Consider the following 24,629-nt stretch of genomic DNA (forward strand, 5'->3'; position numbering starts at 1 on the left):
GCGCAAGTCGGGGCCTGAGTCCCGACTTGTGTCAATTCAATCCAGTTCAATTCAATTGCGTGCCGGGTGCAAACCAGTCGCGGCGAGAGTTGAGCAGATCCGAGACGGACATGGCCTTCTTGCCGGGCGGTTGCAGGGTCAGCAGGCGCAGCACACCCTTGCCGGTGGCGACATCGATCCCCTGCTTGTCGGCCTTGAGCAGAGTGCCGGCAGCTTGGCCATGTTCCTGCTCGAGCACCTCGGCTTGCCAGACCTTGATGGTCTGCTCCGCCACCTCGAACCAGCTGATGGGCCAGGGATTGAAGGCACGGATACAGCGCTCGATGGCGGCGGCATCCATGGACCAGTCGATGCGGGCCTCCTCCTTGGAGAGCTTCTGGGCGTAGTTCGCCAGCGCATCGTCCTGCTGCTCGGCGGCGGTATCACCGGCGGCCATGGCGTTGAGGGTTTCGACCAGCGCCTGCGGTCCCAGCTCGGCCAGCTTGTCATACAGGCTGGCAGAGGTCTCATCAAAGGCGATGGGGCAGCTCACCTTGCGGATCATGGCGCCGGTATCCAGCCCCACGTCCATCTGCATGATGGTCACGCCGGTCTCGGCATCCCCTGCCCAGATGGAACGCTGGATAGGGGCGGCACCGCGCCAGCGCGGCAGCAGGGAGCCGTGCACGTTGATGCAACCGAGACGCGGGGTGTCGAGCACCGCTTTCGGCAGGATCAGGCCATAGGCCACCACCACCATCAGGTCGGCACCCAGCGCCCTGAGTTCGGCTTGGGCCTCTTCATTGCGCAGGGAAGCGGGCTGATAGGCCGGCAGGCCGTGGGCGAGGGCCAGCTCCTTGACCGGGCTGGCGGTCAGCTTCTGGCCACGGCCGGCCGGCTTGTCGGGCTGGGTATAGACGGCGACGACCTCGTGGTCGGAAGACAACAACGCCGCCAGGTGACGGGCGGCGAAGTCGGGGGTACCGGCAAAAATCAGTTTCAGCTTATTCAATGGGGCAGATCCTCAGAGGGCTTGGCGATCTTCGCGGGCCATCTTTTCCAGCTTCTGACGAATGCGCTGGCGCTTGAGCGGGGACAAGTAATCCACAAACAGCTTGCCGACCAGATGATCCATCTCATGCTGTATGCAGATAGCGAGCAGATCGTCCGCTTCCAGCTCGAAAGGCTTGCCGTTGCGATCCAGTGCCCGCACCTTGACCCACTCGGCGCGTGGCACCAGGGCGCGGCTGCCGGGGACGGAGAGGCAACCCTCTTCGATGCCGGTGCTGCCGGACTGCTCCAGGATTTCGGGGTTGATCAATACCAGCTGATCTTCACGGTTTTCAGAGACATCGATCACTATGATGCGCTGATGAATGTCGACCTGAGTCGCGGCCAGGCCTATGCCCTCCTCCGCGTACATGGTTTCGAACATATCATCTACAATCTGTTGTAACTCGGGTGTAATGGTCTCGACAGGGGCTGCGATAGTACGCAGACGCTCATCGGGGAAACGCAATACATCTAGAATGGCCATAGTTTTTTCTTTAGTTTCGTATAAATGCAGTCAATATTGACGTAATTCTAGTCATTTACGTCGACAAAAAACAGCAACACTTTGCGTGCAGAAGTAACAGGGAGTGTTATGCATCTGAAGCAAACCATCTTCGCCTGCCTGGCGGTAACCCTGACCAGTGGCGCCATGGCGCAGCAGCTGACGCTGAAACCTGGCCATCCTGACAATTATGTGGTGCAGAAAGGGGATACTCTTTGGGATATCTCGGGCCAGTATCTGGCCGAACCCTGGCTCTGGCCACGTCTCTGGAACATCAATCCTCAAATCGCCAATCCGCACTGGATCTACCCGGACGATGTGCTGCAACTGAGCTGGGTCAATGGCGAGCCGCGCCTCGGCAAGGCCAGCCAGGGTGGCAAGCAGGTCATTCACCTGTCCCCCAAGAACCGCTATGAAAACAAGGCCAGCCCTATCCCGACGTTGCCACTCAGCGAGATAGGCCCCTTCCTGCAGACCGATCACATCCTGGCCGACAGCCAGCAGAGCAAGGATATGCCCTATGTCCTCGGCAATAACGAGAAGCATGTCGGCATGCTGGAAGGGGATACTCTCTATGTGCAGGGTTCGTTGACCCCGGGCCAGGACTACGGCGTCTATCATCCCGGAGTCGTGTACAAGGACAGAAAAACCGGGGAGCAACTCGGCCAGGAGGCGGTCTTTGTCGGTACGGTCAGGGCCGAGGAGCGGCTGGCCAACAACAGCACCAGAGTCACGCTCACCCACAACCGGCGCGAGGTGTATCAGGGGGACAAGATCATCCCCTTGCCACCCCAGGAGAGCCTCTCCGCCGTCTTCATGCCAAAGGCGGCGCCGGCCATCACCCCCGGTTATGTGATCGAGTTGCCGAGCAAGGCGCACGGTGGCGGCAAGTTTGACGTTGTCCTCATCAACAAGGGGTTGCGGGATCAGGTGTCCCCCGGCGATGTGCTCGAGATCCAGCGTCCGGGCGCCGAGATGGTGGACAAGAATGGCAAGGTATCGTACCGGGAGTATTCCTCCATTTATGACAAGGCATTCTATTCCGCGGGCAAGTCATCCCTGCCGGCCGAGGCGGTTGCCAGGGTCATGCTGTTCAAGGTGTACGACAAGCTGAGTTACGGCCTCATCCTGCAGAGCCAGGACATGGTCGGTTCCGGTTATCAGGTCAGCAATTTCTGACGTGTCGCCCTCGTTGGAACGACTCGCACTCTGGCTGACGCTGGATGCGGTGAGTGGCATAGGCCCGGTCACCGCCTCACGCCTGTTGGCCCGCTTCGAGGGCGACATCGCCGCCCTGTTTGACTGTGATGACAGGAAACTGCGGGAGATTGGTCTCGATGAGGCCCAGATCCGGCAATTCAGATGGCCGCAACCCGAGGTGGAACAGAGCCTGAACTGGGCCACTAGGCAAGGCCATCATCTTGTCTGTCCCGACTCTCCTCATTATCCCACCCTGTTAAGAGAGATCCCGGCCGCCCCCTTGTTGCTCTATTGCCGTGGCGAGCTGGATGCCCTCGCGCTGCCGCAACTGGCGATGGTGGGCACGCGCCATCCTACCTATGCCGGCAAGGACAACGCGGCTCGCCTGTGCGCCGAGCTGGTGGCCTGCGGCCTGGCAATCACCTCGGGGTTGGCGCTGGGTATCGATGGGGTTTGTCATCAACAGGCGCTGGCTGTGGGCGGCGTGACCCTTGCGGTGTTGGGTTCCGGGTTGGATTGTCTCTACCCCAAGCGCCATCAGGGGCTGGCCGAACAGATCCTGGATCGCGGCGGTCTGCTTATCTCCGAGCTGGCACCGGACAAGGGACCCTTGGCCGAGCATTTTCCCCGTCGCAATCGCATCATCAGCGGCCTGTCACTCGGAACCTTGGTGGTGGAGGCCGCCGAGCAGAGCGGTTCCCTCATCACTGCACGTTACGCACTGGAGCAGGGCCGCGAGGTGTTTGCCGTGCCTGGCGCCCCGCAAAATGCCCAGGCCGCGGGTTGCAACCGGTTGCTCCAACAGGGCGCCAAGTTGGTTTTGACCGCAGCCGATGTGATGGAAGAGCTGCCGGCCTTGGCATCCCTGCCACGACCCATGAGCCGCTCTCCCGAGCCTTCGCATAATAGCGAATTGCCTTATGCCGATTTGTTGGATAACGTAGATTATGAAGCCACGAGCGTGGATACCGTTGCCGAGCGGTCCCGGCTTCCTGTCGAGCAAGTCCTCGGCAGGTTGGTAGAGCTGGAGCTGGCCGGTGCAGTGATGGCGGTAGCCGGTGGATACGTCAGAACGAGGAGGGCGAATCATGTTTGATGTATTGATGTACCTTTTCGAGACCTACATCCACAGTGATGCAGATGTGATGGTCGAGCAGGATGAACTCACCGACGAACTGAGCCGGGCCGGTTTCAATCCGGACGAGATCGAGAAGGCGCTCAACTGGCTGGAACGGCTGGCCAATCTGCATGACAGCGAGCGGGAGGTGTATGTCACCGCCAGCGCGCAGGGCTCGATGCGGATCTATGCCCCGCAAGAGCTGGCTCGTCTGGGCACCGAGTGTCGCGGCTTCCTGTTGTTCCTGGAGCAGGCCCAGGTATTGAATGCCGAGACTCGCGAGATCTGTATCGAGCGCCTGCTCGAGCTGGATAAACCGGATATCGAGCTGGATGATCTCAAATGGGTAGTCATGATGGTTCTTTTCAACGTACCGGGCAGTGAAAATGCCTACCAGCAGATGGAAGAGCTGGTGTTTGATGAGTCAGACGGCGTCATCCACTGACAGTCCGGTGCCGCGCTGGTAGAATTCAGACCATCTGGATTTCAAGGCGCGGCCCATGTCAAAGATCGATCATCACCTTTTCTCCACCCACGAACCTGCGTTCGAGCGGGAGCCTTGCCCGCAGTGTGGTGCCGAGCTGGTGATCCGCCAGGGCAAGCATGGCCCCTTTCTCGGCTGCTCCGCCTACCCCTCCTGTGACTATATCCGTTCCCTGACCCCCTCCGGTCGCGACATCGAGAAGGTGCTCGAGGGTTCGGCCTGTCCGGACTGCGGCCAGCCACTGGCGATCAAGAAGGGACGCTACGGCCTGTTTGTGGGTTGTACCCAGTATCCGGCCTGCCAGCACATCGAATCTCTGCAGGAGAGCGACGATACCCAGATACCCTGTCCCGAGTGTGGCAAGAACCATCTGGTGAGCCGCACTTCCCGCTACGGCAAACAGTTTTATTCCTGCGACGGCTATCCCCATTGTAAATATGTGGTTAACGACAAGCCGATCCCCATGCCCTGCCCAAAATGTGGCTGGGGCATCATGGTAGAGAAGAAAGTGAGGGGAAATCTGTGCTGGATCTGCCCGCAAAAGAAATGCGGCCATCAAACTGAGCAGGTATAATCCCGCCGCCGTAACCAAATTGAAACGTTTTCGGCGAACTTCAACCCCCCACTTGGAGTAAGGAAATTCCCACCATGAATAAACCCTTTGTTGCCGTATTGATGGGCTCTGACTCAGATTTCCCCGTGATGCAAACCACCCTTGAAGTCCTCAAGACCTTTGATATCACAGTGGAAGTGAAAGTGACCTCCGCGCACCGTACTCCGGCGGCGACGCATCAGTACGTCACCGATGCCGAAGCCCGTGGCTGCAAGGTCTTTATCTGTGCCGCCGGGCTGGCTGCCCACCTGGCCGGTGCCGTCGCTGGCATCACCACCCGCCCGGTGATCGGAGTGCCTATCGATGGCGGTCCGCTCAAGGGCCTGGATGCGCTGCTCTCCACCGTGCAAATGCCGGGTGGCGTGCCGGTAGCGACAGTGGCGATCGGCAAAGCCGGCGCCAAGAACGCAGGTTACCTGGCTGCCCAGATGCTGGCGGTCGGTAATGACGAGCTGGCAGCCAAGGTGCGGGCCGAGCGCCAGAAGAATGCCGAAGAGGTGATGGCCAAGGATGCCGCCCTGCAGGCTGAACTGCTCAAGTAAGTAATGAGGCGGCAGCCAGCCGGACAGGTTTGTGCTTTTCCTGGATAACAGGGTGCGCGAATGTGCACCGGCGGCTGCCGCTCTAACAGGTTCAATCTTAATAAGTGATGAGGCGGTAGCTTGGCTGCCGCATTTTTTATGCCAAATGAATTTGAACAAGCGATTGCCGCCCTCCGCACCGACGGGGTGATCGCCTATGCGACCGAGGCCGTGTTTGGCCTGGGCTGTGATCCCGACTCCGAGGCAGCGGTGCAGCGCCTGCTGACCATCAAGCAACGTCCGGTGGAGAAGGGCTTGATCCTGATCGCCGCCGATGTGGCGCAGTTGCAGGATTACATCGATCTCAGCCAGCTCAGCCCCGAGCAGCTTGCTCGCGTGCAGGCGAGTTGGCCGGGTCCCTTCACCTGGATCATGCCGGCCCGCGCCACGACGCCTGCCTGGCTGACGGGTCGTTTCGATACCTTGGCAGTGCGCGTCAGCGCTCATCCCCAGGTGCAGGCCCTGTGCCGCGCCTATGGCAAGCCGCTGGTCTCCACCAGTGCCAACCTGACCGGTGAAGAGCCGGCCCGTTGCACAGCCGACATAGGGGCAACCCTGACACAACTGCTGGCCTATGTGCTGCCCGGCGAAGTGGGCGACCAGGCCAATCCATCCGAGATCAAGGACGCCAGAACCGGCGCCGTCATTCGCCCTTCCTGAGGAGGGGAGTTTTCTTTTGTCGAAGAGCGGCGCGCCTCGAGCCCTGTTGCGACATCATAATAAAACAGGCAGGGCATGACCCCGCCTGACTGGAGACGAGATGAGCAAACCGGACGTGGCCCAGGTCAAGGCCTTCCTGCTGCAGTTGCAGGACGAGATCTGCCGGGCATTGGAGCAGGCCGATGGGGAAGGGCGCTTCGTGGAGGATGCCTGGACCCGCGACGGTGGCGGCGGTGGCCGCACCCGGGTATTGCGTCAGGGCGCCGTGATCGAGCAAGGCGGCGTCAACTTCTCCCATGTTTATGGCAACGCCATGCCAGCATCGGCGACCGCTCACCGTCCCGAACTGGCGGGTCGCACGTTCGAGGCCATGGGGGTCTCGCTGGTGATCCACCCGCACAACCCCCATGTGCCGACCAGCCATGCCAACGTACGTTTCTTCATCGCCGAAAAAGAGGGAGAGGATCCCATCTGGTGGTTTGGCGGTGGTTTCGATCTAACGCCGTTTTACCCCTTGGCTGAAGATGTACTGCACTGGCATCAGGTGTCCCACGACCTCTGTCAGCCCTTTGGCGAGGATATCTATCCCGAGTTCAAGTCCTGGTGCGACAGTTACTTCTTCCTCAAACACAGGAACGAGACGCGCGGGGTTGGCGGTCTCTTCTTCGACGATCTGAACCGTTGGCCATTCGAGGATTGTTTCGCCTTCATGCGGGCGGTAGGCAATGGCTATCTCGACGCCTATCTGCCGATCGTCGAACGTCGCAAGACAGAGCCTTATGGTGAGCGGGAGCGAGCGTTCCAGCTCTATCGTCGTGGTCGTTACGTGGAATTCAACCTGGTCTACGACAGGGGGACCCTGTTTGGCCTGCAGACCGGTGGCCGGACCGAGTCGATCCTGATGTCCATGCCCCCCCTGGCGCGTTGGGAATATGACTGGCAGCCGGAGGCGGGCAGCCCAGAGGCATTGCTCTACCGCGACTACCTGGTACCAAGAGACTGGTTGTGAGCAGAGGGGCCTTTATCGGCCCCTTTTTGTTGCCGATATTCGGCTTGTTCCCGAGGGGGAAAACCCGTTAAATCGGACAATCGCCTTCTGATGGAACTCATTGATGGATCGTTATCTGGTTTTTGGCCACCCGGTGCGCCACAGCAAGTCCCCTTTTATCCACACCCTATTTGCCAGACAGACCCAGCAAGCGTTGGAGTACGGTCTTTCAGAACCTGCCGTCGATGACTTTGCCATCGTCCTGCGTGCTTTCTTTGCCGAGGGAGGCAAGGGTTGCAACGTGACGGTTCCCTTCAAGGAGCAGGCGTTTTCTCTCGTCGATCGGCTGAGTCCAAGGGCCAGGCTGGCGGGAGCGGTCAACACCATCAAGCTGACGGACGACGGCGTGCTGCTCGGGGACAATACCGATGGGGCTGGTCTGGTGGCGGATCTCAAGGCCCACGGCATCACTCTGGCGGGTAGCCGTATCCTGCTGCTCGGAGCGGGTGGCGCGGCCCGGGGGGCGCTGGCTCCCCTGCTGGCCGAACAACCAGTCGAGCTGGTGATCGCCAACCGCACCCATGCCAAGGCTGAGCAGCTGGCGACCGAGTTTCATGAGTTGGGGGCCGTTGGATCCCAGCGCTACGAGGCACTGCAGGGGCCGTTCGATCTCATCATCAATTCCACTTCCGCCAGCTTGCAGGGAGACTTGCCCCCTCTCGATCCAGCCCTGATCCACGCCGATATCGCCATCTACGACATGATGTACGGTGCGATGGACACCCCCTTTATTCATTGGGCAAAGCAGCATGGTGCCCGGCAGACCATGGATGGGCTGGGCATGCTGGTGGAGCAGGCAGCCGAGGCATTCACCGTGTGGCGTGGTATCAGACCCGGAACCAAACAGGTATTGCGAGAGTTGAAGCGCAATCTGGGGATACTGTGAACCAGGGTATCCGTTTCCCGATCTGACGCTTGGCGGGGCGTGACATGTACATGACGGCGTGCAGTAGAAGCGGCAGCAAGAGGCGATGATCGAGGACAGCCGATGTAACTATTGTTCAACGGCGTCTGCGATGGGTCCGAGTAGCCGCTCTGCCCTCGCTCAGGGCGAAATAGCCGTAAAATCTTCAAGCGTCAGTGCTTCTGTATTAGAGAGGGTTTTTATTTAAATTGTTTTAAAACAGTTGGTTAATCTTATCTTGCTTGCCTACTCGAAAGATTCTTCAAGTTTTTTTCCGATACAGCGGAACTTGCTTGAAATGCTGCTGACTAACTAGATAGTTGAGGAAGTGCTAGCTAGTCACCTTTATAACTCCCCGGTATTCGTACTGGGGATTTTTTTATCTATATGAAAAATAAAGTAATTTATCTTATCTATTTTCATTGAAACTAAATTACATAAATTACTTTCACCTTCTGCTGCTTTGCTGTACAGTTATCTGCGTAGGGTACAGAGGTAAGATGTTCTATCTTTCAGACCTTTTATTTCACGTAATTGAATGTGGCTGAATAGCAGCCCCGATGAGTCTTCGTCGGGGCGTTTTTTTATGCCCATCAATTAGAGTAAATACTTTAATGAGGCGCGATTTTTGTTAGAATGAGGGTGTTTCTTGAGGAAAACCAATCGTCTTTGTTCTCGAGAGTTAGCTTTTTCCCAATTTTTGAACTCATTGCTTCAGGCCAGTACCGCGGATTGCGTTACTGGCCTCATTTTTGTCCCTCCTCCATTTATCCCCTCTGAAGGTATGTAATAAAATTTCAGTTTTGTTTCTTTAAGGTTCTGATCGGGTTCTATCCTGGTCGAAAACTGAAAACGCTATCAAGTTGACACCAAGTTAATTATCCAAGCAGCCAAACTAGATATCATTCTGATTATAAACGCTTATTTCATTGGCAGGTTCGACGGCGATATGAAGGGGGACAAGAGGCTGGAAGGAAGGGGCAGAGTGAAAGTCTTTCAATCAGCGGAGGACTAACTCCGCTCATTGAGCAGGGCGAGGAGTACCTTACTCCTCGATACGGTCGTCTTCGTCAGTGTCAATCGGGGCAATGTCAGCGCCGGACAGATACCAGCCACTCAGGGTTTGAGCCAGCTTCTCGACACCTATGTTGGTGAGAGAAGAGAAAGCCTCAACCTGGATCTGCGGGCCCAGTTCAGCCACGGCCTGGCGTACCTTGATCACCTGATTGTTGCGCGGGCCCGGGCTCAGCTTGTCGGCCTTGGTCAGCAGCAGCATGACGGGCAGTTCACGGTGTGCGCTCCACTCCAGCATGTTCATGTCAGTCTCTTTGAGCGGATGGCGGATATCCATCAGGATCACCAGTCCTTTCAATGACTCACGGCGTTGCAGATACTCTGCCAACGACTTTTGCCACTTGAGCTTCATTTCCAACGGTACTTGGGCATAACCATAGCCCGGCAGATCGACCAGACGCTTGCCTGGTTCCAGCTCGAACAGGTTGATCAGCTGGGTACGGCCCGGCGTCTTACTGGTGCGTGCCAGGTTTTTGTGTTTGGTTAAGGTATTCAATGCAGATGACTTACCGGCGTTGGAACGACCGGCAAACGCGATCTCGACACCCCCATCATTTGGCAGGTGGCGGATGTCGGGTGCGCTGGTCACAAAATGCACCTTATTGAAATTTAGAGTTTGTGTATCCAACGTAAATTCCCCATAGAGATAGAGGGTTATAGAGTTACTTTTATGTGAAATAGTGTAAAATGGCGTCGCTTTAACGCGTTTATTTTAACATGCCTTCGGCGGCATGGGATCTGGAAGCCTAATAACGAGAAAGTTGGAACGCCATGAAGAACCTAGTCATTACTCTTGCTCTGATGGTTGGCGTAACTGGGATGGCACAAGCCAAGGGCGATGCCGCTGCGGGACAAACCAAGGCTGCCGTCTGTGCGGCCTGCCATGGACCGGACGGCAACAGCCCAGTTGACATGTATCCCAAGATTGCTGGTCAGCACGCATCATATATCAAAAAACAATTAGTTGAACTGAAGGCTGCAGCTTCTGGCCAAACTGGCCGGGTTGCTCCCATCATGGGACCCATGGCTTTGCCCCTGTCCGATCAGGACATGGACGATCTGGCCGCCTATTTCTCCAGTCAGAAGGTCACGCCAATTGCCGTGCCTGATGAGGTGGTCGCCGCAGGCAAGGCGCTCTACATGGGAGGCGACATGAGCCGTGGTCTGGCCGCTTGCACAGCCTGCCATGGACCGCGTGGCTCCGGCATTGAGCAGGCCAAGTATCCCAGCCTGTCGGGGCAGCATCCTGCCTATATCAAGGCGCAGCTCACCGCCTTCCGCACGGCAGCTCGCGAAAATGACCCCAATGGCATGATGCGAGACGTGGCCAAGAAGCTGACGGATCAGGATATCGAAGCGCTGTCCAAATATGTGGCCGGTTTGCACTGATAGCATCCGAAATCTATCTTGTTGAAAATAAACGGGGAACCTCATGTTCCCCGTTTATTTTTGGCCTTTGACACCATTGGCCATAAACGGCCCGCATTGTTGTAAGAGATCTTCCATTTGCAAATCCGGCCTGGGCTGAAACAGCCTGCAGCTTTCATTATGGAAGTCATAAGTTTCAATGTGTTAAATAAGAATTGGCTATTTATCTTCGTTTGAAAACATTCTGAGTGGATTGAGCCATTCTGCCAAGTTGCTACAGTGGAGCCATGGAATGACCCTGCGAGCGGATCTGCGCTCGGCAAGGGTGGACAGGGAGTCGGCTCGGCACATGCAAGTGGTGAGCACGGGATTGAATGATCAGGATGGTAACCGCTCGGGATGAGCGGGGCTGCGGGAGGCAACCACCCCGGATGGATGGCAGGATGTCATCGAGACGGGTCAGGCAAGCACATGCACATTCAGGAACGACTAATAAGGGTCAGGATGACCCCACAAAACATGATGCGCAGAAGTACGCCCAGGGAAAAGGCGTTTGCAACCAGGGAATGGGACTCGCATAAACATATAAAGGCAGCTTCGGCTGCCTTTTTTCAGTTGGGTCATTAACCCGCCTAGCCATTCTGTGTCAAAATACCAGCAACATGCCCAGAGGATGCCGATCCTGCGGTGTTCAGCGACCAAATCTGGTCGAATTGGTGCGGGATCCCACTCTTGTTCCAGATTTACTGTTCCCCGTCTCAGCATCTCCCCGGACGAAATAATCCCGGGTTCGGGCTTCAATCCAGTTATTTGTCGGAGTCACTCATGTCGGCCAAACAACCCACCCGCAAGCCTACTGGCAAGCGCAAAGAATCAGATGTCAGTGCCCAGGAAGGTCGTGAGCGCAAACGCGCTGCCAAGCGCAAGGGCTTGAAGGCGGGCTCCCGTCAGCAGGCTGAACAGTCTCATAACAGCGGCAACAAACAGCCCAAGGATCCGCGCATCGGTTCCCGCAAGCCGATCGTGCTGGTGCTGGACGAGAAGAAAACCAAATCGGTGACAGCCAAACCACTGAAAGAAAAGAAGCTGGTGATGACACCGGAGCAGGAGCTCGCCTCCATCGAGAACGATGATCGCCTGAACGATCTGCTGGATCGCCTGGACAACGGTGAGACGCTGGAAGCGGCCGAGCAGGCCTGGGTTGACCAGCGTGTCGATCGCTATCAGGAGCTGATGGATGAGCTCGGCATCATCGACACCGATGAAGACGAAGATGAAGATGGCGTGTTCGACGAAGCCGACTTCGACGAGCCGACCCAGCCAGCCTCCGAAGAGGAGCTGTGGGAGCGCTTCAACCAGGCCGGTTATCAGCCTGAGCCCAAGCCAGAGCCGAAGAAGAAGTGATGAGTGGATGGATGCTGGCTGCCCTGTTGGGTGGCCTGATCTTGCTGGGGCTGGCGGTATACGCCGGTACCCTGCTGGCGCGTCTCAAGCGCCAGCGTGATGCGCAGCAACAGGCCATCGCGGCCCGCAACGAACGCATCCTCGAGAGTGTCAGGGTAATCGCCCATGCGGTGCGGGATGGTCAGTGCGACTATTCCGAAGGGGCCATCCGGCTGACCCATCTGCTGGATGCCTTGCAGATCCAGGGTGGTCGTCCCTTCGCCAGTGAATTTCCCGGTCTGTACGCGCTCTATGAGAAGGTGAAAGAGATGCCGACTCACGAGGCGAGGCGGGCCCTCAAGCGTAATGAAGTGATGAAGATGGATCTCGAACGCAGCGGCTACGAAGTAGAGCTGGAGGCGCAGATCCTAAAGGATGTTGCCCAACTGAAGGATCTTCAGTTAAGCCATTGATCACAATAAGAAAGAGGAAGCAAGCGTGCAAGTAGAGCAGATTGTGTGGGACCAGGCCCTGATCGAGAAATACAACTACAGCGGCCCACGTTATACCTCCTATCCCACTGCGCTGGAATTCAGCGAGCAGTTTGGCTATCCGGACTTCGTTCATGCCGCGGGCCAGTACCCGACCCGCAATCTGTCGCTTTACGTACATATCCCCTTCTGTCACAAGCTCTGTTATTACTGCGGCTGCAACAAGGTGATCACCCGTCACCAGCACAAGGCCGATCAATACCTCGACTTCCTCGAGCAGGAGATCAAGGCACAGGCCCCGCTGTTCAAACACCGGCTGGTGACCCAGCTGCACTGGGGCGGCGGCACGCCCACCTATCTGGATGAAGCTCAGACCCGACGGCTGATGGCCATGCTGCGCGAACACTTCCGGTTCGCGGACGAGGGCGAGATCAGCATCGAAGTGGACCCGCGGGAGATCGAGCTGTCCATGCTGGATGTGTTGCGGGAAGTGGGCTTCAACCGCATCAGCCTCGGCGTGCAGGACTTCAACAAGGCGGTCCAGGTCGCGGTCAACCGCGAGCAGGACAACGACTTCATCCGCGCCATGCTGGAGCGGGCCCGTGAGCTCGGTTTCCGCTCCACCAATCTCGATCTGATTTATGGCCTGCCGCACCAGAACCGCGACAGCTTCCATCACACCCTGGAAGAGGTGCTCAAAACGGATCCTGCCCGCCTCTCCATCTTCAACTATGCCCATCTGCCGAGCCGCTTCGCCGCCCAGCACAAGCTGAAAGAAGCCGACATGCCAGCGCCCCGTGAGAAGCTGGCCATGTTGCAGGACACCATCGCCTTCCTCACCGGCCAGGGCTACCAGTTCATCGGTATGGATCACTTCGCCAAGCCCGATGACGAGCTGGCGGTGGCCCAGCGCGAGGGCAAGCTTCATCGCAACTTCCAGGGTTACACCACCCAGGGGGATTGCGATCTGCTGGGGCTGGGGGTCTCCTCCATCAGCATGATCGGCGACGCCTACTCTCAGAACCAGAAGGATCTCAAGGCCTATTACGCCCAGGTGGATGAGTTGGGCCATGCCCAGTGGAAGGGATGTTCCCTCAATCGGGACGACCTGATCCGCCGCGAGGTGATCAAACGCCTCATCTGCGATTTTTCCCTGAACTTTGCCGCCGTCGAGCAGGCCCATGGCCTGGTCTTCAAGGAATATTTCGCCGAGGATCTCAAGTTGCTGCAGACCTTCGTCGATGACGGCCTGGTGCGCATGAGCGACGACGGGTTGGAGGTGGTCTCCACCGGTCAACTGCTCATTCGCAACATCTGCATGTGCTTCGACGTCTACCTGCGCAACAAGGCGCGCCAGCAGCAGTTCTCCCGGGTGATCTGATCGGCTACCGATACTGAGCAATAAAAAACCGCCTCTCGGCGGTTTTTTATTGGAGGCGGGATGGTGGTTAGTCCCGGCGGCTGGCGGCGCGGGCGCTCAGTTCAGCCTTCTCGGCCTCGCTCAGGAAGGCCAACGTCAGACCATTGCGCTGTGCGGTACGGATTTCCTCCGTAGTCATGCCGGCGGCAGATGCTGCGACCTCGTATTCATATGGCAAATCTATGCCTTCAACAGCAGGATCATCGGTGTTGAGACAGGCCAGCACGCCGGCGGCCAGGAACTGGCGGATCGGGTGATCGGCGAGGCTCGCCACAGTAGTGGTCTGCAGGTTGGAGGTGAGGCAGGATTCGATGCCGATGCGATGTTCCGCCAGATAGGCCATCAGGGCCGGATCCTGGATGGCCTTGACGCCGTGGCCGATACGCTCTGCCCCGAGATCGCGGATGGCCTGCCACATGCTTTCGGGGCCCGCCGCCTCACCGGCGTGGACGCTGACCCGCATGCCTGCATCGCGCACCCGACGGAAGTGACTGGTGAACAGCTCGCCGGGGAAGCCCAGCTCGTCACCGGCCAGATCGATGGCGACCAGGCGATCCCGGAGGGCCAGACAAGCATCCAGTTCGACCCGGCACTGCTCGGTGCCGAAGGTGCGGCTCATGATGCCGATGAGGTTGGTCTTGATGCCAAAGTCACGGCTGCCGGCGGCTACACCGTCGATGATGGCTTCTACCACGCCTTGCGGGTGCAGCTTGTGGGCAATCGCCATGTAGGCCGGGCTGAAGCGCAGCTCGGCGTAGTCGATGCCGGCGCGCAGCAGATCTTCCACATTCTCGTAGGCGACCCGGCGGCAGGCATCGTAATCGGCCAGCACGGCCACGCCCCAGTCCAGTTTCTTCAGGAAGGCGACCAGACTCGGCTCGTTCTCGACGATCTGCACGTGGGGGCGCAGCGCCTCCAGCTCATCGGCGGGCAACTGGATATTGTGCAGGCGACCCAGCTCGAGAATGGTCTGCGGACGGATGTTGCCGTCCAGATGGCGGTGCAGGTCGGTCAGGGGGAGGGATCTGTCAATCATGGTGGCGCCTTCTGCGAGTCGGGTTGGAAAGCCTGCCATTCTAGGCGGGGATCTTGAAAAAGATACCCCGTTTGCGAGCAAACGGGGTCTGATTGGCAGGGGATTCGTCAAGGCGTGATGGGAATCGTTTTTCCCAAAGGCTCAAGGAATGTCGAGCTCCTTGAGCTTGCGGGTCAGAGTATTGCGGCCCCAACCGAGCAGGCGGGCCGCCTCCTGCTTGTGGCCGCGAGTGTGCTCCAGCGCCGTCTCCAGCATGATCCGCTCGAACTGGGGCAGGGCATCGGCCAGGATGTCGGTTTCCCCCAGCGCCAGCTTGGCGGCCACCCAATCCTGCAGTTGCTGCTGCCAGCCACCGGACGAGGCGGGTTGGCCCGGCTCCGTCGTGCTGGTGATGGGGGTCAGCAGCTCGGGCGGCAGATCGCTCACCAGCACCTCCTGCCCCGAGGCCATCACCGTCAGCCAGCGGCAGACGTTCTCCAGCTGGCGCACGTTGCCCGGCCAGGGCAGGCGGCTGACATAGGCCTGGGTATCAGGGTGCAGGCTCTTGGCCTCCACGTTCAGCTCCTTGGCGGCCCGCAGCAGGAAGTGCTGGGCCAGCTGGGGGATATCCTCACGGCGCTCCTTGAGGGCCGGGATGTGGATGCGAATGACGTTGAGGCGGTGGAACAAGTCTTCCCGAAACTCGCCATCGGCGACCCGCTTCTCCAGGTTCTGGTGGGTGGCGGCGATGATCCGCACGTCCACCTGTACCGGTTGATGGCCGCCGACCCGGTAGAACTGGCCATCCGCCAGCACCCGCAGCAGCCGGGTCTGCACATCCAGCGGCATGTCGCCTATCTCGTCGAGAAACAGGGTGCCGCCGTCGGCCTGCTCGAAGCGGCCGTGACGGATGTTGTTGGCACCGGTGAAGGCCCCCTTCTCGTGGCCGAACAGCTCGGATTCGATGAGATCTTTCGGGATCGCCGCCATGTTGAGGGCGATGAAGTTCTTGTGGGCGCGCGGGCTGTGCTTGTGCAGGGCGTGGGCGACCAGCTCCTTGCCGGTGCCGCTCTGGCCGTTGATCAGCACCGAGATGCTGGAGCGGGAGAGCCGGCCGATGGCGCGAAACACCTCCTGCATGGCGGGGGCCTCGCCGATGATCTCGGGGCTGTTACCGGGCTCCTGCTGGCGTGCCTTGCGCTTGGTGCGCTGCTCTTTGAGATGATTCTCGGCCCGGCGCACCAGGGTGACCGCCTCGTCGATGTCGAACGGCTTGGGCAGGTATTCGAAGGCGCCGCGCTGGTAGGCGTTGACCGCACTGTCGAGATCCGAATGGGCGGTCATGATGATGATCGGCAGGTCGGCCTGACGGCGGTGGATCTGCTCCAGCAGGCTAAGGCCGTCGATGCCCGGCATGCGAATGTCGGACAGGATCACGTCCGGAGATCGCATCTCCAACGAGCTCAGCAGGGCTTCGCCATCGGCAAAGCTCTCGCACTCGAAGCCTTCGCTGCCCAGGGTTCGCTCCAGCACCCACCGGATGGAGCTGTCGTCATCGACGATCCACACTTTTGCTGTCATGAGGTTCCCTTATTTGCGAAGCGGTAGATAGATGGTGAATTCGGTGTGACCTGGCCAGCTGATGCAGTCGATGCGGCCTTTGTGCTGATCGATCAGGTTCTGGGCGATGGAGAGGCCGAGGCCCGTGCCCCCCTCCTTGCCGGTGATCATGGGGTAGAAGAGGGTGTCGCGAATGGCGTCGGGGATGCCTGGGCCGTTGTCGATGATCTTGATCTCCGCCGCCAGGCGGTAACGCTGGCCGTGGATGGTGATCTGGAAGGCGGTACGGGTCTTGATGCGGATGAGCCCGGCCTGCTCACCCAGTGCCTCGGCGGCATTGCGCACCATGTTGAGGAAGGCCTGCTGCAGCTGGTCTGCCTCCATCTCGAATTCGGGGATGCTGGGGTCGTAGTCCCGCTCGATGCGGATCTGGGGCGGCAGCTCCAGATCCACCAGGCGGCGCACCTGCTCGAGCACCGAGTGCACATTGTGCATCTGATGGCGGCCGGGGCGCTGGGGGCCGAGCAGGCGATCGACCAGTACCCGCAGGCGATCCGCCTGTTCGATGATGATGCCGGTGTATTCGCGCAGGGCAGGGTCCGGCAACTCCTTTTGCAGCAATTGCGCCGCGCCGCGCAGGCCACCGAGGGGATTCTTGATCTCGTGAGCCAGGCCGCGCACCAGCTCTCTGGCAGCCTGTTGTTGGGCGTGTTGCTGCAGCTCCTGGCTGATCTTCTTCTGCTGATCGATCTTGCGCAGCTCCACCACCATCAGCCGTTGCTCGTGGTCGCCAAGGGTGTCGGCCATGGGGCTCACACTGATCTCGACCAGCCTGGGTTCCCCTTCCACCACCAGGGTGACTTCGCTGTCGGTGAAGCCTTGCCCCGAAATGAGGCACTGCTTGAACCGCTGCAAGTCGAGAGAAATATGCTCAAGCAGATGGGGCAGCTCGATCCCGATCAGCCGCCGTTCACTGAGGGAGAGCAGCTGTTCGGCCGCGGGGTTGACGAATTGGATGCAGAGCCGTTCATCCATCAGGATGACGGCGGTCAGCAGATTGTCCAAGAGTGTCTTGGCGTGGTCCGAGTGGGTTGGCACAGATTTCTCCCTAAAACGGTGCTGCACACCAGTTGTGCACCGATATGGTGCATTGAGTTTACCCGCATCGGTGCATCACATCACCCCTAATTGGCCTTGGGGGTGGCTTTGGGAGCCTGATCCACGGTCGTTCTGTGCAGGTAGAAGGTGGCTAGCTTGGATTTAGCAAGGATCGTACCGTCTTTGGCGAGCAGCTCGAGCTGTGCCTCATGGGCTCCGCGATCGAGATTTTCTACCCGGATGGCCAGGCTGTTGTGGACCAAGGGGGCCGCCTTGCCGTCCAGGATCAGGCGCACATCGAATTGCACCGGGGCCTGAGGATGGATCTGGCCCTGGAAGACGATGTTGCCCGTGTTGTCACGCAGGGTGCTGCCCGGTTCCGGGGAGAGCAGTTCGATCGTCACCTGGGTGGCTTCTTGTGCCTTCCTGGCATCGACTCCGGTCAGGCTGTTGAAATTGTCGACCTGGACAGAGTGCGGTGTGGTACCGATGAGGGGGGAAACCCGCAGGTCTATCTCCTTGGCATTCTTGCCGGGAGGAGGGGCATCGGTGTAGTGGGTCACGCCATTGGCATCGGTCCAGGAATAGACCCTGGCGGCCTGGGCTGTGCAGGACATCATCAGCAACAGGCCCAGCATCCATGTCGGGTGTACTGTTTTCATCCATCTCTCCTTGACGGGGTTTCACTTAATCCTATCAGAGAAAAAACCGTCAGACCGATAGTCGGGTCTGTGGTGACGATATAGATCCTTTAGTTAGATGACGCGTCCGCTCGGTAGGCGAGATCATGATATTTCAGCCCCTTAGATAAAAAACCCGCCAGATGGCGGGTTTTTCATTTGAGACAAACATTCCGGCTTAGACGGAGTAGTACAGCTCGAACTCCAGCGGGTGCGGGGTCATGCGGACACGATCCACATCATGCTGCTTCAGCTCCAGGTAGGAGTTGATGAAGTCATCGCTGAACACGCCGCCACGGGTCAGGAACTCGCGATCTGCGTCCAGTGCGGACAGGGCTTCGTCCAGAGAGCCGGCAACTGTCGGCACCTCTGCGGCTTCTTCCGGCGGCAGGTCATACAAGTTCTTGTCCATGGCATCGCCCGGATGGATCTTGTTGATGATGCCGTCCAGGCCGGCCATCAGCTGGGCGGCGAAGGCCAGGTAAGGGTTGGCTGCCGGATCCGGGAAGCGCACCTCGATACGGCGGGCTTTCGGGCTCGGTACCACCGGGATACGGATGGAGGCGGAGCGGTTACGGGCAGAGTAAGCCAGCATGACCGGTGCTTCGTAACCCGGTACCAGACGCTTGTAGGAGTTGGTGGTCGGGTTGGCGAAGGCGTTGATGGCCTTGGCGTGCTTGATGATGCCGCCGATGTAGTGCAGTGCCATCTCGGACAGACCGCCATACAGGTCGCCGGCGAACAGGTTGACGCCGTTCTTGGCCAGGGACTGGTGGCAGTGCATGCCGGAGCCGTTGTCACCGAACATGGGTTTCGGCATGAAGGTAACGGTCTTGTTGTAGGCGTGGGCCACGTTGTGGATCACGTACTTCAGCACCTGAACTTCATCCGCTTTCAGGGTGAGGGTGTTGAAACGGGTCGCGATCTCGTTCTGACCGGCGGTCGCCACTTCGTGGTGGTGAGCCTCAACGACCTGGCCCATCTCTTCCAGCACCAGACACATGGCAGCACGGATGTCCTGGGAGGAGTCGACCGGTGCAACCGGGAAGTAACCACCCTTGACGAAGGGACGGTGACCCTTGTTGCCATGCTCGTATTCGGTACCCGAGTTCCAGGCCGCTTCTTCGGATTCGATCTTCACGAAGCTGTGGCCCATGGTGTTGGAGAAGGTGATGTTGTCGAACATGAAGAATTCCGGCTCCGGCCCGAACAGCACGGTGTCAGCGATGCCGCTGGACTTCAGGAAATCTTCGGCGCGCTTGGCGATGGAGCGCGGGTCACGGTCGTAGCCCTGCATGGTGGCAGGCTCGAGCACATCACAGACGATGTTCAGGGTGGTCTCTTCGGTGAAGGGATCCAGCTTGGCGGAGGCCGCATCCGGCATCAGCACCATGTCAGACTCGTTGATGCCCTTCCAGCCGCCGATGGAGGAACCATCGAACATCTTGCCGTCTTCGAAGAACTCTTCGTTGACCTGATGGGAAGGAATGGATACGTGCTGCTCTTTACCCTTGGTGTCGGTAAAACGCAGATCAACAAACTTGACTTCGTGTTCCTGGATCAAGGCCAAAACGTTCTGGGCTGACATGCTAAGTAACCTCCGGTGTTAAAACTCTTTGGGTGAATGCGTCGTCACATTCACATAAGCCAGTATCGTGCCAAGTTTGTGACAGCTTGATTTCAGGGCATTTGCACCCTTTCAGGCTGTCGGGTCACCCGCTCTCGTGCATGGCTGCGCCTCAAAGTGGTGCAACCCTGGATCGTTTTGGTGCACCAGGTTGGTGCACCCACGTCCCGATGCCATCTAAGCAGGCTTTCGGCACGGGGTCCATGATCCAGATCCCCTGTTGTATGCGAATGTGCTGCAATTATGCTAGGCAGATCACAAAGGCGAGAGTACAATTAGCGCCCAATTTTACCCGGTGATTTGAGGCGAGAATGTTAGAGAATTTACGCAATATTGCGATTATTGCGCACGTTGACCACGGCAAAACGACTCTGGTTGATAAGCTGCTGCAGCAATCCGGTACTCTGGATCGCACCAGCGAAGGTCAGGAACGGATCATGGACTCCAATGATCTGGAACGGGAACGTGGCATCACCATTCTCGCCAAAAACACTGCGATCCGTTGGAACGACTACCGCATCAACATCGTTGATACCCCGGGTCACGCCGACTTCGGTGGTGAAGTAGAGCGCGTCATGTCCATGGTTGACTCCGTGCTGCTGCTGGTCGACGCCGTTGACGGCCCGATGCCGCAAACCCGTTTCGTGACCCAGAAGGCATTCGCCCAGGGTCTGAAGCCGATCGTGGTCATCAACAAGATCGACCGTCCGGGTGCTCGTCCTGATTGGGTAATGGACCAGGTATTCGACCTGTTTGACAACCTGGGTGCCACCGATGACCAGCTGGACTTCAAAGTTGTCTACGCCTCTGCCCTGAACGGCTTTGCTACCATGGATCCGAATGTTCCGTCTGAGAACATGGAGCCCCTGTTCCAGGCCATCGTTGACAACGTAGAAGCCCCTGCAGCGGATGCTGACGGTGGTTTCCAGATGCAGATCTCCCAGCTGGACTACAACTCCTACGTCGGTGTTATCGGTATCGGCCGCATCACCCGTGGCCGCGTCAAGACCAACCAGCAAGTCACCATCGTCGGTGCCAACGGCAAGACCCGTACCGGCAAAGTTGGCCAGGTGCTGGGTTACCTGGGTCTGTCCCGTACCGAAGTGGCCGACGCGCAAGCGGGCGACATCATCGCCATCACCGGTCTGGGCGAGCTGAAAATCTCCGACACCATCTGTGACAACAGTGCCGTCGAAGCGCTGCCGCCGCTGTCCGTTGACGAGCCGACCGTGAACATGACCTTCCAGGTCAACACCTCCCCGTTCGCCGGTAAAGAAGGCAAGTTCGTGACCTCCCGCAACATCATGGAGCGTCTGAACCAGGAGCTGGTCCACAACGTGGCCCTGCGCGTGGAAGAGACCGAAGATCCGGACAAGTTCCGCGTCTCCGGCCGTGGTGAACTGCACCTGTCCATCCTGATCGAAAACATGCGTCGCGAAGGCTACGAGCTGGCGGTATCCCGTCCGGAAGTAATCCTGCGCACCGTGGACGGCGTTCTGCACGAACCGTTCGAAACCGTGACCGTGGACGTGGAAGAAGCGCACCAGGGTTCAGTGATGGAGCAACTCGGCCTGCGTAAGGGCGAGATGACCAACATGATCCTGGATGGCAAGGGTCGCGTCCGTCTGGACTTCATGATCCCGAGCCGTGGTCTGATCGGCTTCCAGACCGAATTCCTGACCATGACCTCCGGTACCGGTCTGCTGTACCACACCTTCGACCATTACGGTCCGCACAAGGGTGGCAGCATCGGTGAGCGTCAGAACGGCGTGCTGATCTCCAACGCTACCGGTAAGGCCCTGACCTTCGCCCTGTTCGGTCTGCAAGATCGCGGTCGTCTGTTTATCGGTCACGCCGCAGAGGTGTACGAAGGCCAGGTGATCGGGATTCACTCCCGCTCCAACGACCTGACTGTTAACTGCCTGAAGGGCAAACAGCTGACCAACATGCGTGCCTCCGGTACCGACGAAGCCCAGGTGCTGACTCCGCCGATCCGCATGACCCTGGAGCAAGCGCTCGAGTTCATCGACAACGATGAGCTGGTTGAGGTCACCCCGAAGGCGATCCGTATCCGTAAGAAACTGCTGACCGAGATGGATCGCAAGCGCGCCGGTCGTGCTTGATATCTGTTCATCGACAGACAGAGAGAGGCCTTCGGGCCTCTTTTTTTATGGTTGTTTGCGCACCGATGATGGCTTACCAATGGGCTTTGGCCATGTCGCGCCTGCCCATGGGTGGTCAAATGGCCACCCTGTCTGACACAATATCCCCATGATGAATTCTTCGAGAACCACGATGCAGCATAAAATCAGCGGCCGCCTGGCTCATGTAATCTCCTTCTTGCGCCACGACGGTGGCCACTTCGCCCACTTTGTCTGGGGCCGTTTTCAACAGGACAGGCTGACCGTCACCGCCGGTTATCTGGCCTATGTCACCCTGCTCTCCCTGGTCCCCATGGTCGCCGTGGTGTTCGGCATGATGTCGGCCTTCCCCGTGTTCCAGAGCCTGAAGCAACAGGTGGAGCAGTTCGTCTATCACAACTTCGTGCCCACCGCCGGTGAGATGCTCAAGGAGTACATCGACGGTTTCGTGGCCAATGCCACCAACACCACGGCGGTCGGCATCGGTGCCCTGATAGTGGTTGCCCTGATGCTGATCTCGGCCATCGACAAGAACCTCAACTACATCTGGCGCTCGACCCAGAACCGGCCGCTGGCCCAGGCCTTCGCCATGTACTGGATGATCCTGACTCTGGGCCCCGTGCTCATCGGTGCCAGCCTCGCCATTTCCTCCTATATCCTGTCCCTCAAGCTGTTTGCCGCCGACAGCCTGTTTGGTGTCGGCTATCTGCTGCTGCGCAGCCTGCCGTTCCTGTTCTCGGTGCTCACCTTCCTGCTGATCTATACCGTGGTGCCGAACTGCAAGGTGCGGCTGAGCCACGCCTTCATCGGCGCCCTGGTGGCGGCGACCCTGTTTGAGCTGGCCAAGCGTGGCTTCTCCCTCTACATCACCAACTTCCCCTCCTATCAGGCCATCTATGGCGCCCTGGCGACGATTCCGATCCTGTTCGTCTGGGTTTACCTGAGCTGGTTGGTGGTGTTGTTGGGGGCCGAGACCACCGCCTGCCTCGGAGAATACGAGAAACCGGGTGCCGAGGAGCTGGGTTGAGGCCGTTGCCTGCTGCGGTGAGCGCCTGATGGGTACTGTGCCGAGGAGGTGGGCTGAGGCCGTTGCCTGCTGCGGTGATCGCCCGATGGGTACTGTGCCGAGGAGCTGGGTTGAGGCCGTTGCCTGCTGCGGTGATCGCCCGATGGGTACTGTGCCGAGAAATTGGCCTGAGCCCGCCGCTTATTGCTAACATTGACGACCGCCTTCGGGCGGTCGTTCGTTTCTGACAAGACAAAGGAGTTGCGGGTGATTGCATTGATCCAACGGGTATCCGAGGCCAGCGTGACCGTGGAGGGAGAGATCGTCGGTGCCATCGACGGCGGTCTGCTGGTGCTGCTCGGGGTAGAGCAGGGGGATGATGAGGCCAAGGCCGACAAGCTGCTGCACAAGGTGAGCGGCTACCGGATCTTCTCCGATGAGGCCGGCAAGATGAATCTCAATGTGAGTCAGGCGGGCGGCAGCTTGCTGGTTGTCTCCCAGTTCACCCTTGCGGCGGATACCGGCAAGGGGATGAGGCCCAGCTTCTCCGGTGGCGCCCATCCGGTGGAGGCCGAGCGACTCTACGACTATTTCGTCGCTCAAGCGAGAGCGGGCGGCCTGCCGACCGAGACCGGCCGCTTTGCCGCCGACATGAAGGTACGGCTGCTCAACGACGGCCCCGTGACCTTCTGGCTACAGGTCTGAGATCCAGTTTGTTATTTTTATAAAACGACATTTATCAGCGTAACTTGCTGTATGGTGTCGCTTTCATAGTCACTAAAACTGCCTTAAGCGCCGCCATTCATCTTGTCGGCGGCCTCCCTTGGCCGATCACGGCCGACTTGATGCGGGCTGACTGATCGTGTGCAGGATGAGGTTGCGGTAGCCGGGCACGGCGTGGGCCTCGGTGGGGCCAACCCACTCCCGGGCCAGTCGCAGCGCCTGTTCCTGCTCCAGCCGGGTGCGTGGCAACAGGTTGATGATGAGGGTGCCGCACAGGCGCCGGGCCAGCGCCTGATAGAGCGGGGCCTGGAACAGCAGCAGCGGGTTGCCGTCCTGGTTGAACAGATCCAGCAGCACCAGATCGTAGCTATCCTGGCTCTGGAGCAGGAACTGCAGCGCATCGGCATGGTGCAGTCCTGGCCTGTGTCCCGAGGATGGCTGAAAGAACTGCTGGAACAGGGTGAGGATCTCGGCGTCCAGATCCACGCAGTCGTGCTGCGCCTCGGGCCAGCGTGCGGCCAGATGGCGGCTGAGATCGCCGCCGCCGAGCCCCAGCTCCAGGATGCGGCTCGCCTGTGTGGGCAACTGAGCCGCGATGTAGCGCTGATGGGGCAGGCAGAGGGCGGCCGGGTCGGCGAGGCTCATGGCCGACTGCACCACACCGTCCATTTCCAGCCAGCGGTGCTGGCCATTTTCCAGCACACAGAGCCGACGCTCGGCTTTGACGCTGAGGTGCAATAAGTGGTCGGCTTGGTACGCTTGCAGATTGAAGTCCATGAATTTGCACGGCAAGATGGATTTCGACCAGTGTAACTCAAGGATGTATCTATGTACCGGGTGGTCACCCCCCAAACCCCAGCCGAGCTGGATGCCTGCTATCCGTTGCGCTGGGAGGCATTGGT

Annotated in this window: 25 protein-coding genes; 16 read left to right on the top strand and 9 right to left on the bottom strand. The window is 58.9% G+C overall.

Translation table 11 applies throughout. From position 1 onward, the window contains the following. Nucleotides 1–46 precede the first annotated feature (46 nt). Both fmt and def read right to left on the bottom strand, forming a co-directional pair. The gene (fmt, locus tag LG30_RS0114420; protein WP_033131389.1) at nucleotides 47–991 is read right to left on the bottom strand and encodes a methionyl-tRNA formyltransferase; all 945 of its coding nucleotides are present in this window, start codon (nucleotides 989–991) and stop codon (nucleotides 47–49) included. Between the two features lie 12 nt (nucleotides 992–1,003). Next, the gene (def, locus tag LG30_RS0114425; protein ID WP_033131390.1) at nucleotides 1,004–1,516 is read right to left on the bottom strand and encodes a peptide deformylase; all 513 of its coding nucleotides are present in this window, start codon (nucleotides 1,514–1,516) and stop codon (nucleotides 1,004–1,006) included. Nucleotides 1,517–1,624: 108 nt separating this feature from the next. On the opposite strand from def, the gene LG30_RS0114430 reads away from it, so the two are divergent. The 9 genes from LG30_RS0114430 (at nucleotide 1,625) to spfP (ending at nucleotide 8,689) form a co-directional block, all read left to right on the top strand. Then, on the top strand, nucleotides 1,625–2,713 hold the full coding sequence (locus LG30_RS0114430) for a LysM peptidoglycan-binding domain-containing protein (RefSeq protein ID WP_033131391.1): 1,089 nt from the start codon (nucleotides 1,625–1,627) through the stop codon (nucleotides 2,711–2,713). 13 nt (nucleotides 2,714–2,726) lie between these two features. After that, complete coding sequence (dprA, locus tag LG30_RS0114435) at nucleotides 2,727–3,830, top strand: DNA-processing protein DprA (RefSeq protein ID WP_420796352.1); 1,104 nt, start codon at nucleotides 2,727–2,729, stop codon at nucleotides 3,828–3,830. Further along, nucleotides 3,823–4,296: a DUF494 family protein gene (locus LG30_RS0114440; RefSeq protein WP_033131393.1), complete on the top strand. Its 474-nt coding sequence runs from the start codon at nucleotides 3,823–3,825 to the stop codon at nucleotides 4,294–4,296. The genes dprA and LG30_RS0114440 overlap by 8 nt, the downstream gene beginning before the upstream one ends. Nucleotides 4,297–4,351: 55 nt before the next feature. After that, the gene (locus tag LG30_RS0114445; protein ID WP_033131394.1) at nucleotides 4,352–4,909 is read left to right on the top strand and encodes a DNA topoisomerase family protein; all 558 of its coding nucleotides are present in this window, start codon (nucleotides 4,352–4,354) and stop codon (nucleotides 4,907–4,909) included. A gap of 74 nt (nucleotides 4,910–4,983) precedes the next feature. Next, nucleotides 4,984–5,490, top strand: coding sequence for a 5-(carboxyamino)imidazole ribonucleotide mutase (gene purE / locus LG30_RS0114450; RefSeq protein ID WP_033131395.1), 507 nt, complete (start codon nucleotides 4,984–4,986; stop codon nucleotides 5,488–5,490). A gap of 138 nt (nucleotides 5,491–5,628) precedes the next feature. Further along, entirely contained in the window at nucleotides 5,629–6,189 is a 561-nt protein-coding gene (gene tsaC, locus LG30_RS0114455; RefSeq protein ID WP_033131396.1) for an L-threonylcarbamoyladenylate synthase type 1 TsaC, read from the top strand. Nucleotides 6,190–6,289: 100 nt separating this feature from the next. Further along, complete coding sequence (gene hemF, locus LG30_RS0114460) at nucleotides 6,290–7,198, top strand: oxygen-dependent coproporphyrinogen oxidase (RefSeq protein ID WP_033131397.1); 909 nt, start codon at nucleotides 6,290–6,292, stop codon at nucleotides 7,196–7,198. A gap of 103 nt (nucleotides 7,199–7,301) precedes the next feature. Further along, entirely contained in the window at nucleotides 7,302–8,123 is an 822-nt protein-coding gene (aroE, locus tag LG30_RS0114465) for a shikimate dehydrogenase (protein ID WP_033131398.1), read from the top strand. A 518-nt stretch (nucleotides 8,124–8,641) separates the two neighbouring features. Then, nucleotides 8,642–8,689 (top strand): small protein SpfP, encoded by a 48-nt coding sequence (spfP, locus tag LG30_RS23065; protein WP_462101308.1) that lies wholly within the window; start codon nucleotides 8,642–8,644, stop codon nucleotides 8,687–8,689. Nucleotides 8,690–9,186: 497 nt separating this feature from the next. On the opposite strand, the gene yihA is transcribed toward spfP, so the two are convergent. Then, entirely contained in the window at nucleotides 9,187–9,843 is a 657-nt protein-coding gene (yihA, locus tag LG30_RS0114470) for a ribosome biogenesis GTP-binding protein YihA/YsxC (RefSeq protein ID WP_033131399.1), read from the bottom strand. Between the two features lie 143 nt (nucleotides 9,844–9,986). Between yihA and LG30_RS0114475 the strand changes: the two genes are divergently transcribed. The 4 genes from LG30_RS0114475 (at nucleotide 9,987) to hemN (ending at nucleotide 13,838) form a co-directional block, all read left to right on the top strand. After that, nucleotides 9,987–10,604 (top strand): c-type cytochrome, encoded by a 618-nt coding sequence (locus LG30_RS0114475; RefSeq protein WP_033131400.1) that lies wholly within the window; start codon nucleotides 9,987–9,989, stop codon nucleotides 10,602–10,604. Between the two features lie 804 nt (nucleotides 10,605–11,408). Next, on the top strand, nucleotides 11,409–11,987 hold the full coding sequence (gene yihI, locus LG30_RS0114480; protein WP_033131401.1) for a Der GTPase-activating protein YihI: 579 nt from the start codon (nucleotides 11,409–11,411) through the stop codon (nucleotides 11,985–11,987). Nucleotides 11,988–11,998: 11 nt separating this feature from the next. Beyond that, nucleotides 11,999–12,439 (top strand): DUF2489 domain-containing protein, encoded by a 441-nt coding sequence (locus LG30_RS0114485; protein ID WP_033131402.1) that lies wholly within the window; start codon nucleotides 11,999–12,001, stop codon nucleotides 12,437–12,439. A 25-nt stretch (nucleotides 12,440–12,464) separates the two neighbouring features. Beyond that, the gene (hemN, locus tag LG30_RS0114490) at nucleotides 12,465–13,838 is read left to right on the top strand and encodes an oxygen-independent coproporphyrinogen III oxidase (protein ID WP_033131403.1); all 1,374 of its coding nucleotides are present in this window, start codon (nucleotides 12,465–12,467) and stop codon (nucleotides 13,836–13,838) included. 67 nt (nucleotides 13,839–13,905) lie between these two features. Here hemN and add read toward each other — a convergent pair whose 3' ends face one another. The 5 genes from add to glnA all read right to left on the bottom strand — a co-directional run bounded on the left by add (nucleotide 13,906) and on the right by glnA (nucleotide 19,818). Continuing rightward, nucleotides 13,906–14,913 (bottom strand): adenosine deaminase, encoded by a 1,008-nt coding sequence (gene add / locus LG30_RS0114495; protein WP_033131404.1) that lies wholly within the window; start codon nucleotides 14,911–14,913, stop codon nucleotides 13,906–13,908. Between the two features lie 141 nt (nucleotides 14,914–15,054). Then, a complete protein-coding gene (gene glnG / locus LG30_RS0114500; protein WP_033131405.1) occupies nucleotides 15,055–16,473 on the bottom strand; it encodes a nitrogen regulation protein NR(I) in 1,419 nt (472 codons plus the stop codon). A 9-nt stretch (nucleotides 16,474–16,482) separates the two neighbouring features. Further along, nucleotides 16,483–17,550: a nitrogen regulation protein NR(II) gene (gene glnL / locus LG30_RS0114505; RefSeq protein ID WP_033131406.1), complete on the bottom strand. Its 1,068-nt coding sequence runs from the start codon at nucleotides 17,548–17,550 to the stop codon at nucleotides 16,483–16,485. Nucleotides 17,551–17,636: 86 nt separating this feature from the next. After that, the gene (locus LG30_RS0114510) at nucleotides 17,637–18,212 is read right to left on the bottom strand and encodes a DUF4124 domain-containing protein (RefSeq protein WP_033131407.1); all 576 of its coding nucleotides are present in this window, start codon (nucleotides 18,210–18,212) and stop codon (nucleotides 17,637–17,639) included. Between the two features lie 196 nt (nucleotides 18,213–18,408). Continuing rightward, nucleotides 18,409–19,818, bottom strand: a complete 1,410-nt coding sequence (gene glnA / locus LG30_RS0114515) for a glutamate--ammonia ligase (RefSeq protein ID WP_033131408.1) — start codon at nucleotides 19,816–19,818, stop codon at nucleotides 18,409–18,411. A gap of 350 nt (nucleotides 19,819–20,168) precedes the next feature. On the opposite strand from glnA, the gene typA reads away from it, so the two are divergent. The 3 genes from typA (at nucleotide 20,169) to dtd (ending at nucleotide 23,709) form a co-directional block, all read left to right on the top strand. Beyond that, nucleotides 20,169–21,980 carry a translational GTPase TypA gene (typA, locus tag LG30_RS0114520; RefSeq protein WP_033131409.1) on the top strand — a complete coding sequence of 604 codons (1,812 nt, stop codon included), beginning with the start codon at nucleotides 20,169–20,171 and terminating at the stop codon, nucleotides 21,978–21,980. 172 nt (nucleotides 21,981–22,152) lie between these two features. Next, nucleotides 22,153–23,025 (top strand): virulence factor BrkB family protein, encoded by an 873-nt coding sequence (locus LG30_RS0114525; RefSeq protein WP_033131410.1) that lies wholly within the window; start codon nucleotides 22,153–22,155, stop codon nucleotides 23,023–23,025. Nucleotides 23,026–23,271: 246 nt separating this feature from the next. Then, a complete protein-coding gene (dtd, locus tag LG30_RS0114530) occupies nucleotides 23,272–23,709 on the top strand; it encodes a D-aminoacyl-tRNA deacylase (protein WP_033131411.1) in 438 nt (145 codons plus the stop codon). Nucleotides 23,710–23,835: 126 nt separating this feature from the next. On the opposite strand, the gene LG30_RS0114535 is transcribed toward dtd, so the two are convergent. After that, nucleotides 23,836–24,504, bottom strand: coding sequence for a spermidine synthase (locus tag LG30_RS0114535; RefSeq protein ID WP_033131416.1), 669 nt, complete (start codon nucleotides 24,502–24,504; stop codon nucleotides 23,836–23,838). Between the last annotated feature and the right edge of the window lie 125 nt (nucleotides 24,505–24,629).

It is taken from the genome of Aeromonas aquatica, from assembly GCF_000764655.1.
Taxonomy (GTDB): domain Bacteria; phylum Pseudomonadota; class Gammaproteobacteria; order Enterobacterales; family Aeromonadaceae; genus Aeromonas; species Aeromonas aquatica.